The sequence below is a fragment of the Streptomyces sp. NPDC003038 genome (assembly GCF_040611115.1).
Taxonomy (GTDB): domain Bacteria; phylum Actinomycetota; class Actinomycetes; order Streptomycetales; family Streptomycetaceae; genus Streptomyces.
This window is the reverse complement of record NZ_JBEXNN010000028.1, coordinates 59908-78404: the sequence shown is the minus strand read 5'-3', so window position 1 is coordinate 78404 and position 18497 is coordinate 59908. Positions and strand designations below refer to the sequence as shown.

Annotated in this window: 11 protein-coding genes; 8 read left to right on the top strand and 3 right to left on the bottom strand. The window is 73.1% G+C overall.

Annotation, left to right across the window (positions count from 1 at the left end):
* Nucleotides 1-140 precede the first annotated feature (140 nt).
* The gene (locus ABZX75_RS27265; protein WP_355415018.1) at nt 141-1181 is read left to right on the top strand and encodes a lytic polysaccharide monooxygenase; all 1041 of its coding nucleotides are present in this window, start codon (nt 141-143) and stop codon (nt 1179-1181) included.
* A 32-nt stretch (nt 1182-1213) separates the two neighbouring features.
* Here the strand turns inward: ABZX75_RS27265 and ABZX75_RS27260 are convergent, their stop codons facing one another.
* The 3 genes from ABZX75_RS27260 to dnaE all read right to left on the bottom strand — a co-directional run bounded on the left by ABZX75_RS27260 (nt 1214) and on the right by dnaE (nt 7075).
* The gene (locus ABZX75_RS27260) at nt 1214-2074 is read right to left on the bottom strand and encodes an alpha/beta fold hydrolase (RefSeq protein WP_355414998.1); all 861 of its coding nucleotides are present in this window, start codon (nt 2072-2074) and stop codon (nt 1214-1216) included.
* 166 nt (nt 2075-2240) lie between these two features.
* Nucleotides 2241-3221 carry a hypothetical protein gene (locus ABZX75_RS27255; protein WP_355415016.1) on the bottom strand — a complete coding sequence of 327 codons (981 nt, stop codon included), beginning with the start codon at nt 3219-3221 and terminating at the stop codon, nt 2241-2243.
* An 83-nt stretch (nt 3222-3304) separates the two neighbouring features.
* Nucleotides 3305-7075 (bottom strand): DNA polymerase III subunit alpha, encoded by a 3771-nt coding sequence (gene dnaE / locus ABZX75_RS27250; RefSeq protein WP_355414996.1) that lies wholly within the window; start codon nt 7073-7075, stop codon nt 3305-3307.
* Nucleotides 7076-7231: 156 nt separating this feature from the next.
* On the opposite strand from dnaE, the gene ABZX75_RS27245 reads away from it, so the two are divergent.
* From ABZX75_RS27245 to fxsT, 7 genes are all read left to right on the top strand, one after another.
* Nucleotides 7232-8365: a DUF3533 domain-containing protein gene (locus ABZX75_RS27245; protein ID WP_355414994.1), complete on the top strand. Its 1134-nt coding sequence runs from the start codon at nt 7232-7234 to the stop codon at nt 8363-8365.
* Between the two features lie 228 nt (nt 8366-8593).
* Nucleotides 8594-9496: an alpha/beta hydrolase gene (locus ABZX75_RS27240; RefSeq protein WP_355414992.1), complete on the top strand. Its 903-nt coding sequence runs from the start codon at nt 8594-8596 to the stop codon at nt 9494-9496.
* Between the two features lie 230 nt (nt 9497-9726).
* Nucleotides 9727-9891 (top strand): FxSxx-COOH cyclophane-containing RiPP peptide, encoded by a 165-nt coding sequence (gene fxsA / locus ABZX75_RS27235; RefSeq protein ID WP_355414990.1) that lies wholly within the window; start codon nt 9727-9729, stop codon nt 9889-9891.
* A 29-nt stretch (nt 9892-9920) separates the two neighbouring features.
* Entirely contained in the window at nt 9921-12182 is a 2262-nt protein-coding gene (gene fxsB / locus ABZX75_RS27230; protein WP_355414988.1) for a radical SAM/SPASM protein FxsB, inactivated metallohydrolase extension form, read from the top strand.
* 86 nt (nt 12183-12268) lie between these two features.
* Nucleotides 12269-13006, top strand: coding sequence for an AAC(3) family N-acetyltransferase (locus tag ABZX75_RS27225; protein WP_355415014.1), 738 nt, complete (start codon nt 12269-12271; stop codon nt 13004-13006).
* 43 nt (nt 13007-13049) lie between these two features.
* Nucleotides 13050-14420: a TIR-like protein FxsC gene (locus ABZX75_RS27220; protein ID WP_355415012.1), complete on the top strand. Its 1371-nt coding sequence runs from the start codon at nt 13050-13052 to the stop codon at nt 14418-14420.
* A 109-nt stretch (nt 14421-14529) separates the two neighbouring features.
* A complete protein-coding gene (gene fxsT, locus ABZX75_RS27215) occupies nt 14530-18471 on the top strand; it encodes an FxSxx-COOH system tetratricopeptide repeat protein (RefSeq protein WP_355415010.1) in 3942 nt (1313 codons plus the stop codon).
* Nucleotides 18472-18497 lie beyond the last annotated feature (26 nt).

Here is an 18497-nt window from a genome sequence, read left to right as displayed (position 1 = left end):
CCGCGCTGATCCTGTACGCCCTGCGGCAGGAGATCGGCACCGCGGCCTTCGACCGGATCGAGCGGCGCTGGGTGGTGGAGCACCGGGACGGGGTCGATTTCGCTGGCGCGCCCTGTTCTGCGCCCGAAGGAGATCCACCCATGCCCGCACGCCGCACCGCCACCCGCATCGCCGCCGTCGCCCTCGCCCCGCTCGCGGTGGCCGCGTACGCCGCCGCTCCCGCGGCCGCCCACGGATCGATGACGGACCCGGTCAGCCGGGTGGCGGCGTGCTACGCGGAGGGTCCGGAGTCCCCGGATTCGGCGGCGTGCAAGGCGGCGGTCGCGGCGAGCGGGGTGCAGGCGTTCTACGACTGGAACGCGGTGAACATCGCCAACGCGGCCGGGAAGAGCAAGTCCCTGATCCCGGACGGGCAGCTGTGCTCTGCGGGCAACGGCAAGTACAAGGGCCTCGACCTGGCCCGCGCCGACTGGCCGTCGAGCCCCATGACGGCGGGCCCGCACACCTTCCGCTACAAGGGGACCGCTCCCCACAAGGGTTCCTTCGAGCTGTACGTGACGAAGGACGGGTACGACCCGACGAAGCCGCTGAAGTGGTCCGACCTGGAGCCGGCGCCGTTCGCGAAGGCCACCGACCCCGGCATGCAGAACGGCGACTACGTCTTCTCCGGCACGGTCCCGAACAAGTCCGGCCGCCACCTGATCTACAGCGTCTGGCAGCGCTCGGACAGCCCGGAGGCCTTCTACACCTGCTCGGACGTGGTCTTCGGCAAGGACAACGGCGACAACGGAGGCAGCGGCGGCAACGGAGGCACGGGCGCCACCAAGCCCGGCGCGCAGCCGAGCGCCCAGCCGAGCGCGAAGCCGGGTTCCAAGCCCTCCGAGCAGCCCGCCTCCTCCGCGCCCCCGGCCAAGGCCCCGACGGACCAGCAGATCGCCGACGGTGCGGACAAGTCCACCGTGGAGCACAAGGGCCACGGGGACAACGACCCGAAGACGAACGGCTCGGCCCCCTCCTCGATCCCGTCCTCGTCCCCGTCCCAGAACCTGGCGGAGACGGGTGGCAGCAGCACCACGCCGACGATCGCGATCGCCGGGGCCGGCGCTCTGGCCGTCGGCGCGGCCGTGCTGTTCGGGCTGGCCCGCCGCCGTGCGACGACGGCGGGCCGCCACGGCCGCTAGAGGTTCGTCACGCCGTCCGGACCGTCTGCGCCTCAGTCGAAGACCGAAGCGCAGGTGGTCCGTTCGGCGTGTGCGGGGTCGAGGGCGTTGAGGGCCTCGTGCCAGGCGATGCGGTCCGTGAGCCCGATGGCGACGTGCTCGGAGAGGTCCAGCGTGCACAGGTCCTGGAGCACGACGTTCCGTACGTTCGCGCCGTCGAGGAACTGGCTCCGGTACGGGGTGACGACCTGGTCGTACTTGGTGGCGATCACCGTGTACGTCACTCCGGGCACGGTGTCCCCGCCCTCGTTCAGCTTGGTGAGGAAGGCGGATCCGGCGATCTGGTCGGCGAGGCCCGGTGTCGTGGAGCTGATCAGGTCCTCCGCCCCGGGGAAGTACGGGAGCAGTTGGGTGAGGCCGAGCAGCGTGGTCCCGTGGTTGTCGGGGGCGAGCCCGACCAGGGCGTTGACCTTGTCGGCGCCGCCCAGGTACTTGAGGTAGTAGCGCGGCATCATGCCGCCCTGGGAGTGGCCGACGATGTCGGTCTCGGCGGCTCCGGTGGCGGCCAGGACCTTGTCGACGAAGTCGTCGAGCTGGCCGGCGGACTTCTCGATGGGGCCGAGCCCGTTGAAGAAGGGCACACCGGGCAGTTGGCCGTAGTCGAGGGAGTAGACGCAGTAGCCGCGGTGTACGAGGTAGGGCGCGAAGCCGAGCCAGTTGTCGACGGAGTTCCCGAAGGTGCCGTGCACGAGGACGACGGGTCGCGGGTGCGCGGCGGACGGCTTGCAGGACCAGTTGTTCCAGCCGCTGCTGGGCGCGGTCGCGGCCTGTGCGGCGCCGGTGGGGGCGACCAGCGCGGCGGCGGTGAGGGTGAGGACGGCCAGCGGGCGGAGCAGGCGTCTCCAGGGCAGCATCGTGTGATCTCCTTGCGGGGTCAAGGGGAAAAGGCGTGGGGGCGTGGGGGGTTCGTCCCGTGATCCGGATCACAAGGGGGCGCTGCTGCCGCCAAATTACGGGCGAGTAGTGGAACTGGGAAGTTACGCGTCGGTAAAAACTCGCGCGTGTCGGGCCGCGACCCGGTCAGGCCGCGAGCGTGCCGCGTGCGATGACGTGCGGCCCGAAGCGGGCGCGGACCCGGTCCGTGACGGCTTCCAGGCGGCGGGCCTTCTCGTCCTGCGGGTCGAAACTGAGCTGCCGCGCGGCTCGTTCGGCCGGGACCAGGTCCTCGGCCCGCAGGGACAGCGCGCGGACCCGGGCCCGCTGCAGGCCCAGCCCGGCGTACAGGGCGTAGGCCGTGGCGGTCAGGGCGGCGGAGTGCGCGGTGGGTTCGGCCAAGGTGCGCGTCCGGGTGAGCGTGGTGCGGTCGGCGCAGCGGACGGTGAGCGAGACGGCGCGGCAGACCTGCCCCTGCCCTTGTGTACGAAGCCGGGCGCCGAGCTCCTCCGTCAGCGAGAGCAGAGCCCGCCGATGCTGTACGGGATCCAGCTCGTCCCGGTCGAAAGGCCGTTCCGCGGCGATGGAGCGGGCGGCCGCGCCGGGCTGGACGGGGGTCCGGTCGACGCCGAGGGCGCGCTCGTACACCTCGCGGCCGAGCCGGGCGCCGAGGATCCGCCGCAGGGCGGCGGGCGGGGCGGCGGCGATCCGGCCGACGGAGTCGAGGCCGTACGAGCACAGGGTGCGCGCGGCCTTGGGGCCGACGCCGTCGAGGGCGGCGACGGGCTTGCCCGCCAGGAACTCGACCACGGCGGCGGGCTCGTCGGGCACCACCAGGGTCCCCCCGGGCCCGGCCTCCCGGACGGCCATCCGGGCCAGCATGGGGTTGCCGGCCACGCCGACGGCGCAGTCCACGCCGTACAGCGCGAGGGCGCGGACCCGGATGACGGCGGCCAGCCGGGCGGCGTCGCACCCGAAGTACCGCAGCGCGCCGCGGATGTCGGCGAGGGCGGTGTCGGGCGGCAGGGCCTGCACGGCCGGGGTGAACCCGCCGAGCAGTGCGAGCACCCCGGCGTACGCCTCCGCCCCGAGCGGCCCGCCGTCCGCGGGGTGCAGCCGCAGGCACATCACGTCGGCACCGGCGCCGGCGGCGGTGCCCGCACCCAGGCCCGTGCCTGCGCCCGCGCCCACGCCCGCGCCTGATCCGGTGCTCATCCCGCGCTCCCCTGGCTGGAGTGCCACAGCTTGCGGCCGGTGGCGGGGCCGGCGCCGGGCGGCTGGAGGTCGGCCCAGGGATTCATCTCGTACCCCGTGGGCAGGTGGATCCGCCGGCCGGAGTCGGAGCTCTTGCCACCCGGCCCGCCGCCGCTGCCCGCCCCGGTGCTGCCCGCGCCGGTGCCTCCCGCGCCACCGCCGTCGACCGCGCCGCCGGCGCCTGAGGCCAGGCGGGCCGCGACCGCGTCCAGGCCGCCCGCCGCCCGCAGTTCCACCAGCTCCGCCAGGTTCCACGCCGCGGCGCCGACCATGCTCAGGCTCTGCGGGCCCCGCCGCTGCACGACGCCTCGTACCAGCAGCAGGAAGGAGTGGAAGACGGTGTGCGCGCACGCCTCGTGGCTGTCGTCGAAGAAGGCCAGGTCGACCAGGCCGGTCCCGTCGTCCAGCGTGGTGAAGATGACCCGCCTCCCGGAGCGGACCGGCGGGGTCTGGGTGGCCGCCTTGGCTCCGGCGACCAGGACCGTCTGCCCGTGGCCGATGTCCCGCAGCCGCCGTGCCGGGACCACTCCCAGCTCGGCCAGGAAGGCGTGGTGGTCTTCCATCAGGTGCCGTGAGGCGTCCATCCCGAGGACGCCCAGCTCGGCGCTGAGCCGTTCCGCGTCGGTCAGGTCGGGCAGTCCGATGGAGGCCGTGGACCGGCCGCCCTCCAGGGGGAGTTGGGAGCCGCCCGCGCCCCGGGCCCCCGCCGCCCGCTGGGCGCCGTGCAGTTCCGACACGTGCAGCAGCAGGTCGCGCCGGTTGGCGCCGAAGGCATCCAGCGCCCCGGTCTGGGCCAGCCGCTGTGCCACCGGGCGCCCCGGGTGCGCCCGGTCCCAGAAGTCGCGCAGGGACGCGTACGGCTGTCCGGCCTCGATCCGGCTCGCCTCGGCCGCGCTGATGCCGTGGACGTCGGACAGGGCGAGCCGCAGCCCCCACACCGGAGGATTACCGGACACCAGTTCGATACGATGGGCGACCGCCGACCGGTTCACGTCCAGCGGCAGTACCGGCACGCCCCGGCGCCGCGCGTCCGCCAGCAGCAGCCGCTTCGGGTACATCCCCGGATCGTGGGTGAGCAACCCGGCGTAGAAGGCGGCCGGATGGTGCGCCTTCAGCCACGCCGACTGGTAGGTCGGCACCGCGAAGGCGACCGCGTGCGCCTTGCAGAAGCCGTAGCTGCCGAAGGCCTCGACGATCTCCCAGGTCCGGCCGATCACCTCCACCGGGTAGCCGCGTTCACCCGCCCGCGCCGCGAACCAGGCCTTGATCCGGCCCTGCGACGGCGGATCGGACAGCCCGCGCCGCACCCGGTCCGCCTCGTCCCGCCCGCAGCCGGTCATGACGTGCACGATCTCGATGATCTGCTCGTGGAAGACCACCACTCCGTACGTCTCGCGCAGCGCCTGCGCCAGGTCCGGATGCGGGAAGCGCACCGGCGCCCGCCCGTGCCGGGCCTCGATGAACGGCCGCACCATGTCGGCGGCCACCGGCCCCGGCCGGAACAGCGAGATGTCGACCACCAGGTCGTCGAAGGCCGACGGCTGGAGCCGCCCCACCAGGTCCCGCTGGCCCGGCGATTCGATCTGGAAGCAGCCCAGCGTCTCGGCCGAGCGGATCAGTTCGTACGTCGCCCCGTCGTCCGGCGGCACCTGCGCCGGGTCGTCCAGATCGAGCTCCCGCCCCGTGCCGCGCCGGATCTCCGCGACCGCGTGCGCCATCGCGGACTGCATCCGTACACCCAGCACGTCGAGCTTGAGCAGCCCGAGCTCCTCCACGTCGTCCTTGTCGAACTGGGACATGGGGAAGCCCTCGCCGCTGGTGGGGACCACGGGCGTGCGGGCTAGCAGCGAGGCGTCGGAGAGCAGGACCCCGCACGGGTGCATGGCCGTCCCGCGCGGCAGCGCGTCCAGCGATTCGACGAGCTCCCACAGCCGCCCGTACGACTGGCCCCGTACGTCCCGCAGTTCCGGTAGTTCCTCCAGCGCGGCGCGGGCGTCGCGGGCCCGGATGTGCGGGAAGGCCTTGGCGAGCCGGTCGGTGACGGCCGGGTCCATGGACAGGGCGGCGCCGACGTCGCGGATGGCGTGCCGGACCCGGTAGGTCTCGGGCATGGCGACGGTGGCGACGCGCTCGGCGCCGAAGCGGCCGATGATCCGCCGGTAGACCTCCAGCCGGCGGGCGGATTCCACGTCGATGTCGATGTCGGGCAGGACGCGCCGGCGCTTGGACAGGAAGCGCTCCATCAGCAGGCCGTGGGCGACGGGGTCGGCGTGCGCGATGCCGAGCAGGTGGTTGACGAGGGATCCGGCACCGGAGCCGCGGGCGGCCACGCGGATGCCCATCTCCTTGATGTCGTCCACCACTTGAGCCACGGTCAGGAAGTACGAGGCGTAGCCGTGGTAGGCGATGATGTCGAGCTCGTGGTGCATCCGCTCCCAGTACGCGCGGTCGTCCGCGTAGCCGCGCAGCACCATGCCCGCCGAGGCGCGGGAGGCCAGGACCCGCTGCGCGCTGCGGTGGGCCGCGCCGACGAGCCGGGCCTCGGGGAAGTGCACGGAGCCGATGCCGAGGTCGTCCTCGGGGTCCACCGCGCAGGCCTCGGCGGTACGCCGGGTCTCCGCGAGGAAGCGGCGCGCGTCGGCCGGGCGCAGGCCGGCCGCCCGGGCGATCCGGTCGGCGGTCTCGGCCATGGCGTCGGGGCCCTTGAGCCAGCGTTCGCCGCTGTCCAGGGGCCCGCGGGGGTCGATGGGGACCAGTCGGCGGGCCGCGTCGAGGATGTCGGCGACCGGGCCCTGGCCGGGGTCGGCGTACCGGACGGCGTTGGTCAGGACGGCCGGGACGCCCTGGTCGGCGGCGAAGCCGACGGTACGGGCGGCCAGCCGGAGCGAGCCGGGCCCGGTGCCGGTACGGCCGTGGTGGACGGCCTCCAGACGCAGGGAGTCGCCGTAGATCTCCCGCCAGGGCGCGAGCAGCCGGGCGGCCCGGTCGGGGCGTCCGGCGGCGAGCGCCCGCCCGACCTCGGAACCGGGCCCGAGCAGGACGAAGACGCCGTCGCCGCGCAGGGCGTCCCAGGGCAGCAGCGGCTGCCCGCCGACCGCCCGCGCGGGCGCGGTGAGCCCGTCGGCGTCCGCGACGGCCCGCGCGACGGCTCCGTTCGCGCCCGCGGCGCCGGTTCCGGTTTCGGTTTCGGCCCCGGCGTGCGCGGCGGTGACCATCCGGCACAGCTCCGCCCACCCCGCGGCCCCGTCCCGGGCCAGGAAGACGGCCCGCGGGGCGGACTCGTCCACGAAGGCGCCGCCCTTGACGGGGCTGCGCCGACGGTACGAGGCCTCACCGGCCCAGCCGCCCCCGGACCCGGACCCGGTTCCCGGCCCGGCCGCACGGTCGCCCGTACGCACGCCGGCCCGGCCGAAACCACCCGCAGGGCCGGACCCGCCCGGCCCGGTCGGACTCGTACGGCCAGAGCCGCCCGACCCCGCCGACCCCACCGACCCCGCCACGGGCGGCGCGGCAGGCGACACGGCCAGGTCCACTCCGAACAGGGGCCTGATCCCGGCCGTCGCGCATGCCTTCGCGAACCGCACCGCGCCCGCGAGGGTGTCGCGGTCGGTCAGGGCGAGGGCGTCCATGCCCCGCTCGGCGGCGCTTTCGGCCAGCCGTTCCGGGTGCGAGCCTCCGTAGCGCATGGAGAACCCCGAAACGGTGTGCAGATGCGTAAAACCAGGCATCCGCGGCCTCCTGCTTCACTCGATAACGCCCACGCTCCTACGGCCTCCCCTGTCTCCACCATAGAGCAATTCGAATACGCGTGCGAAACACTTGTTCGATCACCCATTCAGCCCTCCCCTGCTGCGGCCCACCCCCCGCCCGCCGAGCGTGGGGACATGAACCAGCCCAGTTCAGACCACGCCGCAGGACCGTCCGACGGCTTCCTCGCCGAGATCAAAGACGCCGTGACCACCCGCGCAGCCCTGCTGGTCCTCGGAGTGCTGGCCCTCCAGCTCGCCTTCATCACCTCCTACATCGGGGCCTTCCACCACCCGAAACCGAGCGAGATCCCCCTCGCGGTGACCGCGCCCCTCACACCGGTCGCCGAGCAGACCGTGAAGCAGCTCGACGCCCTGCCCGGCAAGCCGCTCGACCCCCGCCCGGTCAAGGACGAGGCCGACGCGATCGCGCAGATCGTGAACCGGGACGTGGACGGCGCGCTGATCATCGACCCGGCCGGGAAGACCGACAGGCTGCTCGTGGCGGGCGGCGCCGGCGCCGCGCTCTCGCAGGCCCTCGCAGAGGTCGTCGGCCTGGCCGAGAAGAGCCAAGGACGCACCCTCCAGGTCACCGACGTGGCCCCGGCCGCCACGGGCGACGGGCGCGGCCTCAGCTCCTTCTACCTGGTCGTCGGCTGGTGCGTGGGCGGCTACCTGTGCGCCGCGATCCTCGCGATCAGCGCCGGCGCCCGGCCCGCCAACTCCGCCCGCGCCCTCGTCCGGCTCGGCGCGCTGCTCGTGTACGCGCTCGCCGCCGGGCTGCTCGGCGCGGTCATCGCGGGCCCGGTCCTGGACGCGCTGCCCGGCTCCCTCATGGGCCTGTGGGGACTGGGCACCCTGGTCGTCTTCGCGGTCGGCGCGATCACCCTGGCCTTCCAGGGGCTGGCGGGCGTGGTCGGCATCGGCCTCGCGATCCTGCTGGTGGTGGTGCTGGGCAACCCGAGTGCGGGCGGGGCTTACCCCTACCCGCTGCTGCCGCCGTTCTGGAAGACCATCGGCCCGGCCCTGCCGCCGGGTGCCGGTACGTACGCCGCGCGCTCCATCGCGTACTTCAAGGGCAACGACACGGGCGGGCCGATGCTGGTACTGGCCGCCTGGGCGGTGGCCGGCTCGGCGGTCACGCTGGCCTGCGCGGTGTTCCGCAAGGGCCGCCCGGGGGCCGCCACGGGCAGCGGGCTCCCCGATGACGCGCCCTCGGGCGCCAGGCTCACGAGTACGCCGGCCCCCGACGAGGGGACGGAGGCGCGGTAACCCGGCCTGCCCGGGCCTACCGGTGGCTGGGCCGAGCCAGCCCCGCCCGGACCCTGATACCCCGGGCGGACCGCCGCGCTCCGCGGGTCACCTCTCCTCTCGCCGGCCTTCCCGGCCGACGCGCCGCAGGGCAGGACGAGCACTTCGCGCGGAGTGCGCCCTACCGCACTCCTCCCCCGGCGCGCACAATCACCGTGACGACTCCAGCCGACGGTGAGGAGGGAGCGCGTGCGCGATCAGGTGCGCGCCGCAGACGGACGCGCTCTGATGGTGGAGCGCTGGGGCGACCCGGACGGCAGACCGGTCTTCCTGCTCCACGGCACCCCCGGCAGCCGCCTGGGGCCCGCTCCCCGGGGCATGGTCCTCTACCAGCGCCGGATGCAGCTCATCGCCTACGACCGGCCCGGCTACGGCGGCTCCGACCGCCATCCGGGCCGCACCGTCGCCGACGTGGCCCAGGACGTGGCCGCCGTCGCCGACGCCCTCGGCCTGGACACCTTCACCGTGGCCGGCCGCTCCGGCGGCGCCCCGGGCGCCCTGGCCTGCGCGGCCCTGCTCCCGGACCGGGTCACCCGTACCGCGGCGATGGTGGGCCTGGCCCCCCGGGACGCCGAGGACCTGGACTGGTTCGCCGGCATGGCCGCCTCGAACGTGAAGGAGTACACCACCGCCTCCACCGACCCCGAGGAACTGGCCGCCCGGCTGATCCCGCGCGCCGCGGGCATCCGCAAGGACCCCCGCCGGCTCCTGGACGAACTGCGCCGGGAGCTGACCGAGAACGACCGCATGATCGTCTCCGATGCCGGCCTGCGGTCGATGCTGCTGCGGAACTACCGCGAGGGCCTGCGCACCTCCGCCTACGGGTGGATCGACGACGCCCTCGCCTTCAGCCGCCCCTGGGGCTTCGACCCGGCCGACATCCGCTGCCCGGTGCTGATCTGGCACGGCGAGCTCGACGTCTTCTCCCCCGTGGGGCACTCCCGCTGGCTGGGCCGCCGCATCCCCGGCGCGACCACCACCATCGACCCCGGAGCCGCGCACTTCGCGGCACTGCGCGCACTGCCCGACGTACTGAACTGGCTGCTCCGCGACCTGCCCGCGGCGCCGCTGAGCGAACAGCAGCCCGCGTAGCGGCGCCCGGCCGCGGAATCCGGCGGCGCGAGCAAAAAGGATCTTTCCATCCGGCAAACGGCCGAATGCCCCGCCTCGGGAATTGCGCCGGACTCTCCGTAGAACGCTTGACCAGGCGTCATGTCTCGGTTGCCAATGGGGTGTGGCCGAGTAAAGTCCACGCTTGACAGCAGCACGTCGCCGTTGTCATTCACATGTCCATTCCACATGGCTTCCCCAAGGACGGTGTCGTGAACACTTCCGCTTCCCCCGCGACCAGCACGGTCAAGGCCCGCCGCGTCCCGCTCGCCCAGATCGACGTCCGCAGCGCGTCCGCGGCCGCGAAGCTGGGCCGCGTGCTCCCGACGGAATCCGGCCGTTCGGTTCAGGCACCGATCTTCAACTCTGCGCTCTGACCCCGAAGTAGGCGCTCTAGACTGGCGGAATGACCGGCCTGATCGCATTTCGCGAGATCGTCCTGAAAGTTCACAGCAGATGCGATCTCGCTTGTGATCATTGCTACGTCTACGAACACGCGGACCAGAGCTGGCGAGCCCGGCCGAAAGTGATCTCCCCCGGGGTCGTTTCCCAGACCGCGTCGCGGCTCGCCGAACATGCCCGTGACCATGCACTCCCCTCTGTCACGGTGATTCTCCACGGAGGGGAACCCCTGCTGGCGGGCACCGCGCGCCTGCGGCTCGTGTGCGAGGAGTTCACCCGGGCGCTCGCCGGGACCGCCGCCCTCGATCTGCGGATCCACACCAACGGGCTCCAGCTCAGTACCCGTTACCTCGACCTCTTCGACGAGTTCGGCGTCCGGGTCGGCATCTCCCTCGACGGGGACCGCGCCGCCAACGACCGCCACCGCCGGTTCGCGGACGGCCGTACGAGCCACCCGCTGGTCCTGGCCGCCGTCGCACTGCTCCGTTCGGAGCGCTACCGCCATCTCTACCAGGGTCTGCTCTGCACCGTGGACGTGGCCAACGACCCCGTCGCCGTACTGGACGCGCTCGTCGAACTCGAACCCCCGCGCGTGGACTTCCTCCTCCCCCACGCCACCTGGGAGGCGCCCCCGCCCCGCCCCGACGGCGCCCCCGACGCGTACGCGCGCTGGCTGCTGCGCGTCTTCGACCACTGGGAGCGGCTGGAGCGCCCGGTTCCGGTACGGCTCTTCGAATCCCTCTTCTCCACGCTGCGCGGCGGGCCCAGCCTCACCGAGTCCCTCGGCCTCGCACCCACCGACCTCGTCGTCGTCGAGACCGACGGGACCCTGGAGCAGGTGGATTCCCTCAAGTCCGCCTTCGACGGGGCCGCGGCCACCGGGTTCAACGTCTTCGACCACGCGTTTGACCAGGTCGCTGGCCATCCGGGGGTCCGCGCCCGGCAGCTGGGCCTCGCGGGCGTCAGTGATGCGTGCCGCCGGTGCCCCGTCGTACGTTCGTGCGGGGGTGGCCTCTACACCCACCGGTACAAGGCCGCGAACGGCTTCGACAACCCCTCCGTGTACTGCACCGACCTGCGCGAGCTCGTGGACGGGGTCGAGGGCCGCACGGCGCTGCGGGAGACCGCCCCGGAGCTGACCGACCCGGCCGGACTCGCCCGGTCGCAGGAGGAGCTGACCCGGGTTCTGCTGGCCAGGCTCCACGTCGACCTCGCAGCCGAACCCGGCTGGGCCCGGGCCTGGGAGCTGCTGGCAGCGGTGGAGGGGGCCGGGGAGGCGGGGGCGGGTGCGCTGGACGCCGTACTGGACCACCCGTTCACCCGGACGTGGGTGCTGGCCGCCCTGGACGCCCGGCAGGGCCGGGAGGGCCGGGAGGATCCCGGCCCGGAGGCGGCGCGCAGGCTGACCGCGCTGGCCGCCGCGGCCGTGCTGCGCGGCGGGCTGGACCTGCCGGCCGAGGTCGCCTACCGGGACGGCGAGGTGTACCTGCCGACGCTGGGGCTCCTGCGGCTGGGCGAGCCCGGCACGGAGGGCCGGGCGGCGCTGCGCGTCACCGACGAGGGGTACGCCGTACGGGACGGCCGCGCCGAGCACCGCTTCGGGCCTTCGGCGGGGGACGCGCGCTGGCAGCCCGTACGGACCTGGTCGGCCGGGCCGGAAGCGGCGGCGGTGGCGCTGGAGGACCTCGACCCGTACCGCAACTGCTTCGCCCGCCCGCCCAGGCTTCGGCTCGGCGCCGGCGAGGCCGAGGAGTGGCGGGGCCGGCTGGACGAGGCATGGGCCCTGCTGCGCGCGACGGTGCCGGATTTCGCGCGGGCGGCGGCCGTCGGGCTGAGCACGCTGACGCCGCTCGCGGGCGGCCCCCGGGCGGGCGGCTGGGGCGAGGCGGGCCGGCACGGGCCGGGCGCGCTCGGGGTGCCGTATGCCGCGGGGGCGGCGGAGACGGCCCTCGCGCTGCTCACCGGTCAGCGGCGGGCCCGCTTGCAGGCCCTGACCGAGGTGACCGACCTGTACGCGCTGGACGGGGCGTGGCAGCACCCCTCGCCGTGGCGCGAGCGCCCGGTTCCGGTGTCGCGGCTGCTGGCCGACGTACACGAGCGGGTGGCGGTGGAGGCGTACCAACGGGCCACGGCGGCGCCCGAACCGGGCGGGGCGGACCGCATCCACCAGGCCCTGGACCGCCTCTCGGAGGCGGCCGAGCTGACCATCACCGGCAAGCGCCTGGTGGCGGAGCTGCGGTGGGAACTGAAGGCGGTCGCCACGTGACGGCTTCCGTCCCGGGCCCGGCCGGCCGGCCGCACGGCGTCCTCGCGCTGGCCGTCCGGTTGCGGCTGCTCGGCGTCCGGCCGGGCATGCGGCTGCTGGTGCACGCCTCCCTCACCGGGACCGGCCTGCGCCCCGAGGTGCTGCGCGACGCCCTGACGGGCGTCCTCGGCCCGCGCGGCACCCTGGTGGTCCCGGCGTTCACACCGGAGAACTCCCTCACCTCCAGCGCCCACCTGGCGCGGATCGCCGGTCTGTCCGAGCCGGAGGTACGGGCCTTCCGCGAGCGGATGCCCGCCTTCGACCCGGCGAGCACGCCGAGCCAGGGCATGGGCGCCTTCGCCGAGGCCGTCCGCACCGCACCGCGCGCCGCGCGCAGCGCCCATCCCCAGACCTCCTTCGCCGCCCTGGGCAAGGACGCGGAGCGGCTCTGCTCGGGGCACCGCGTCGAAGAACACCTCGGCGAGGAGTCGCCCCTGGGAAAGCTGTGCTGGGAGGGAGGACAGGTACTCATGATCAATGTGGGCTTTTCGGTCTGCACCGCTTTCCACCTCGCGGAGTATCGAATTCCGAAGCCCCCCTTGCGCATGTACGAGTGTGTGGTGAAGGTGAACCTTCCGGGGCGGCGTCAAGGGCGTCAGCAAGGGGGAGAGTGGACCGCGTACGAGGACATCGCGCTGGACGACAGCGATTTCGCGGAGATCGGCAGGACGTTCCCGCAATCGCGGGTGCGCAGGGGGCGGGTGGGAGGGGCGTCGACCATGCTCTTCTCGATCCCGGATGCCGTCGATCACGCCCTTGACTGGATGACCGAAAACAGACGCTGATTGACTGAACCATGAGGGGATGTGGCGAAGCAGCTCCGGAATGATGTTTCTTCGCTCGCATCTTCGGGACGGGGGTCGTGTGCCCGCATCAGTGCAGCCGTATTTTTTTCTCAGTTATGCGCATACACCGAGATTCGGGGCCGGGGGGCCCGACCCGGACATGTGGGTCGAGCGCCTCTTCCGCGATCTCTGCAGTCATGTCATGGCGCTGACCGACCTCCCGGCCGGGTCCGACGCCGGGTTCATGGACCGGGAGATACGCAGCGGCGAGGGCTGGTCGGAACGGCTCGGTGCGGCGCTCGCCACCTGCCGGGTCTTCGTCCCCCTGTTCTCGCCGCGGTACTTCGCCAGTGAGATGTGCGGCAAGGAGTGGTTCGCCTTCGCGCAGCGCACCATCCACCACAGCGCGGTCAAGAACGAGCCGGCCGATGCCATCGTGCCCGCCTTGTGGGTGCCGGTACCGCCGGCCCAACTGCCCGATCCCGCCGAGCGGTTGCAGTTCAACCACAACACCTTCGGCGAGCGCTACGTCACGGACGGGCTGTACGGCCTGATCAAACTGCGCGGATACGCCGAGCAGTACGAGCGGGCCGTGTACGAGCTCGCCAAACGCATCGTCCGGGTCGCCGAGTCCGTCCGGCTCGACTCCGCGCGCCCGGTGGACTACCGGGTGGTGCCGAGCGCCTTCGGGAGGCCCGGCAGCGCTACCGCCCGTACGCTCCAGGTGACGGTGGCGGCCGCCCCGCGGCACGAGCTGCCGGAGGGCCGCAGCCCCGAGTACTACGGGGACTCCGCGCTGGAGTGGAATCCGTACCACCCGGTCTCCCAGAAGCCCATCGCCTACGTGGCCGAGGACATCGTCCGGTCCCTGAACTACCGCACGACCCTCGCGTCCTTCGACGACGAGGCCGGCCATTTCGACAGCAAGCAGCCGCCGACCCGGCCGGAGATCCTGATCGTCGACCGCTGGGTCCTTCAGGACGAGCAGCGGCGACAGCGCCTGGCCGCCTTCGACCAGGAGTCCAGGCCGTGGATCAACGTGGTCGTGCCGTGGAACCGCTACGACCACCAGAGCCGCGCGAAGGAGGCCGAGCTGGCACAGCGGCTGGAGGAGACCATGCCCATCAAGATGAGCCAGGGCCGGGCCGCCTGCCGGGCCGCCGCGAACGGCGTGGCCAACATGGAGACGCTCGGGCAGATCCTGCCGCAGGTGGTCGAGGCCGCCGCCCAGCAGTTCCTCAGACACGCCCAGGTGTACCCACCGGCCGGCGGCACGCACACCGAACGGCCCCGGCTGCTCGGGCCGATGGGGATGAGCGGGCCGCCCGCACCGCCGCCGGCCCCCTTCCCGCCCGACGCGCACACCGACCACAACGACACCGACCGGGGGGACGCGGATGACAGCGAGTCGTGACAGCCAGGACAACCGGGACAGCCGGAACAGCCGGGACCGTGACAGCCGTGCGAGCCGCGACGGACGCATCGTCACCTTCTACTCCTACAAGGGCGGTACGGGCCGCACCATGGCGCTGGCCAACACCGCCTGGATCCTCGCCGCCAACGGCAAGCGGGTCCTCGCCGTGGACTGGGACCTGGAGGCGCCGGGGCTGCACCGCTTCTTCCACCCCTTCCTGGATCCCTCCACGCTCGGGGCCACCACCGGGGTCATCGACCTGATCAGCGAGTACGCCTGGGCCGCGACCAGTCCGGTGCAGCGCGCCGACGACTGGCACAAGGACTACGCGCGCATCCAGCCGCACGCCGTCTCGCTGACCCCGGAGACGCTCGGCTGGGAGTTCCCGGACGGCGGCACCCTCGATTTCGTGTCGGCGGGCCGGCAGAACCGCGAGTACTCCGCGACCGTCTCCACCTTCGACTGGGACAACTTCTACGACCGGCTCGGCGGCGGGCTCTTCTTCGACGCCTTACGCGCCGACATGAAGAAGAACTACGACTACGTCCTCATCGACAGCCGTACCGGCCTGTCCGACATCGCGGACATCTGCACCGTCCACCTCCCGGACGTCCTCGTCGACTGCTTCACCCTCTCCGACCAGTCCATCGACGGCGCCGCCTCCGTCGCCCGGCAGATCGACGAACGGTTCAACGATCGCGGCATCAAGATCTATCCGGTCCCGATGCGCATCGACGAGGGCGAGAAGGAGAAGGCCGACGCCGGCCGGGCGCTGGCCCGGATCAAGTTCGACCGCTTCCCGGGCGGGCTCGTCGGGGACGAGCTCACCTCCTACTGGGGCGCGGTGGAGATCCCGTACCGCCCCTACTACGCCTACGAGGAGACCCTGGCCACCTTCGGCGACGAGGCCGGGCTGACCAACTCCCTCCTCTCCGCCTTCGAACGGCTCACCGCCGTGGTCACCGAGGGCGAGGTCACCTCCATGCCGGCCATCGGCGAGGAGGTCCGGCTGCGGATCCGGGACGCCTTCACCCGGCGGCGCCCCGCCCTGCCCGCCGACCTGTTCCTCTCCTACGTCGCCGAGAACCGGATGTGGGCGGACTGGATCGAGTCGGTGCTCACCCGGGCCGGCTTCCGGGTCGTCCCCAAGGACGTCTCCGCCGAGCGGCCGGTGGCCGCCTCCGGCGCCGGCGCGGGCGCGGGCGCCGGCGCGGGCGCGGGCGCGGGTGACACGCTGGGCGGGGCGGGCCTGAGCATCGACACGGCCGCCCGGACCGTCGTGCTGCTCTCCAGCGCCTACCTCAAGTCGGCCCGGGCCGTGGACGTGTGGGCGCGCGCCGCCGCCGAGGACCCGACCGGGGGCCGGCGCCAGCTGGTGCCGCTGCGGGTGGGCGACGTGAGACTGTCCACGCCCTACATCGACCGCAACCCCGTGGACCTCTTCCGGCTCGACGAGGTGCACGCGACCACCGCCCTGCTGCGCGCGGTGGAGCGGCCGATGGCGCTGCCCGACAGCGTCACCAGCGCCTCCCAGCCCGGGCCCCGGTTCCCCGGGACCGTCCCGAAGATCTGGAACGCGCCGCCCCGCAACCCCGGTTTCACGGGGCGCAGCATCGTGCTGGAGCGGATGCGCGACCAGCTCGGCGGCGGCATGGCCGTGGTGCTGCCGCAGCCGCAGACGCTGTACGGCCTCGGCGGTGTGGGCAAGACGCAGGTGGCGCTGGAGTACGTCCACCGTTTCATGGCCGACTACGACCTGGTGTGGTGGATCTCCTCGGAGCAGACCGACGACGTGGTCGCGGCCCTCGCGGAGCTGGCCGTACGGCTGGGCGCGCAGACCGGCGAGGACATGGCGTCCGCCTCGCAGGAGGCGATCGACCTGCTGCGGCGCGGGGTGCCGTCCTCGCGCTGGCTGCTGGTCTTCGACAACGCCGACGATCCGGAGACGCTCAAGCGGTTCTTCCCGCCGGGCGGCCCGGGCCACGTGCTCGTGACCTCCCGCAACCAGTCCTGGTCGCAGTACGGTGACGCGCTGCCGGTGGACGTGTTCCTGCGCGAGGAGTCCATCGAGCACCTCCAGCGCAGGGCCCCCGGCCTCAGCAAGGACGACGCCGAGCAGGTGGCGGTCGCGGTGGGCGACCTGCCGCTCGCGGTCGAGCAGGCGGGCGCGTGGATCGCGGAGACCGCGACGCCCGTGTCCGCGTACATCGAGCAGCTGGCCCAGCAGGCCGCCCGGGTGCTGGCGCTGAACCAGCCGCCCGGCTATCCGGAGCCGGTGGCCGCCACCTGGAACGTCTCCATAGAGCGGCTGCAGTCCCGCTCGCCGGCCGCCGTGCGGCTGTTGCAGCTGTGCGCCTTCTTCGCGCCGGAGCCGATCTCGGCGAACCTCCTCTACAGCAAGGAGATGATCGACGCGCTCAAGCCGTACGACGCCTCCTTGCAGGAGAAGCTGGTACTCGGCCGGGTGATCCGGGAGATCGGCCGGTTCGCTCTGGCCAAGGTCGACCAGGTCAGCAACAGCATCCAGGTCCACCGCCTGGTCCAGGCGGTGATCCGGGCGCAGCTGTCCGAGGAGGAGCAGCGCGAGGCCCGGCACGCGGTGCACCGGATCCTGGCGGGTGCCCGGCCAGACGACGACGAGCCGATAGACAACCCGGAGACGTGGCCGCGGTTCAACACGATCTGGCCGCACCTGACTCCGTCGGACGCACGGTTCTGCAAGGAGCCGGAGACGCGCAGGCTGCTGATCGACCGGGTCCGCTACCTGTGGAAGCGCGGCGACTTCAAGGCCGCCTACCAGCTGGGCGAGGAGCTGCGCGAGGCCTGGAAGGAGAGCCTCGGCGGCGACGACCTCCAGTACCTGTACCTGCGGTTCCACCTCTCCAACATCCTGCGTTCGCAGGGCCGGTTCGTGGAGGCGATGGAACTGGACGAGAGCACGCTGGAGCGGCAGCGGGCCGCGCTCGGCCCCTCGCACCCGCACACCTACATGACCACCAGCGGTCTGGCGATGGACCTGGGCGCACTCGGCCGGTACGGCGAGGCCATGGAGCTGGCGACGGCCGCGCACGAGGGCTTCGGGCAGATCTTCCACGAGGCGCACCCGCGCACCCTGGCCGCCGCCAACAACCTGGCGCTGAACCTGCGCATGGTCGGGCAGTACGCCCGGGCCCGGGAGATCGACCAGGAGGTCTTCGACCGGCGCACCGAGGTACTGGGACCGGACCACCCGTACACGCTCTCCTCGGCGCAGAACCTCGCGCGCGACCTGCGCGAGGTGGGCCGCTACGAGGACTCGGTGCAGCTGCTGAGCCGGACGTACGAGATCTACAAGCGGCAGCTGGGCCGGGCCTTCCCGGGCACGCTCTCGGCGGCGAAGAACCTGGCGGTGTCGCTGCGCCGGGCGGGCGAGCTGGAGGACGCGCTGCGGCTGACGACGGCGACCCGCAACCGCTACCGGGCCAAGTACACCTCGGTCAACCCGGACCTGCTGGCCTGCGAACTGAACCTGGCCGCGGACCTGTTCGCGACCGGTGACCCGGCCTCGGCGCGGGACCTGGCGCAGGAGGTGGTCGACGAGTACATGAAGGTGCCCGGCGAGCGCCACCCGTACACCCTGGCCGCCCTCAACAACCTGGCGGTCTTCCACTGGGGCACGGGGGCCGCGGACACGGCGGAGTCGATGCTGCGCCAGACGATCCGGATGATGCGGGACGTGCTCGGCGACAACCACCCGCACACGGTCTTCGCCCACCTCAACCTGGCCAACGCCCGGGCCGACCAGGGCGATCCGGAGGGAGCCCTGGAGCTGGAGCGGGTCGCGGTGACGCGGCTGCGCGAGGCACTCGGGGCGCACCACCCGGAGACCCTGGCGAGTGCCTCGAACATGGCGGTCAGCCTGGACTCGCTGGGCCGCAAGGAGGAGGCGGCCAGGGTACGGGCGGAGACGGTGGCCGAGCTGACCCGGCTGCTCGGCGAGGAGCACGGCCTGACCCGCTACGCCCGTGACGAGCGGCGGGTCCACCGGGACCTGGAGCCGCTCGCCGTGTGATCCGATCCCGGGCGGCGGGGACTCGA

Excerpts from the sequence above, each read along its gene's own strand:
- ABZX75_RS27260 (WP_355414998.1), bottom strand. The coding sequence starts at position 2,074 with ATGCTGCCCTGGAGACGCCTGCTCCGCCCGCTGGCCGTCCTCACCCTC.
- fxsT (WP_355415010.1), top strand. The coding sequence starts at position 14,530 with ATGGCGCTGGCCAACACCGCCTGGATCCTCGCCGCCAACGGCAAGCGG.
- ABZX75_RS27225 (WP_355415014.1), top strand. The coding sequence starts at position 12,269 with ATGCGGCTGCTGGTGCACGCCTCCCTCACCGGGACCGGCCTGCGCCCC.
- ABZX75_RS27220 (WP_355415012.1), top strand. The coding sequence starts at position 13,050 with ATGTTTCTTCGCTCGCATCTTCGGGACGGGGGTCGTGTGCCCGCATCA.
- ABZX75_RS27245 (WP_355414994.1), top strand. The coding sequence starts at position 7,232 with ATGAACCAGCCCAGTTCAGACCACGCCGCAGGACCGTCCGACGGCTTC.
- ABZX75_RS27255 (WP_355415016.1), bottom strand. The coding sequence starts at position 3,221 with ATGTGCCTGCGGCTGCACCCCGCGGACGGCGGGCCGCTCGGGGCGGAG.
- dnaE (WP_355414996.1), bottom strand. The coding sequence starts at position 7,075 with ATGCCTGGTTTTACGCATCTGCACACCGTTTCGGGGTTCTCCATGCGC.
- ABZX75_RS27265 (WP_355415018.1), top strand. The coding sequence starts at position 141 with ATGCCCGCACGCCGCACCGCCACCCGCATCGCCGCCGTCGCCCTCGCC.
- fxsB (WP_355414988.1), top strand. The coding sequence starts at position 9,921 with ATGACCGGCCTGATCGCATTTCGCGAGATCGTCCTGAAAGTTCACAGC.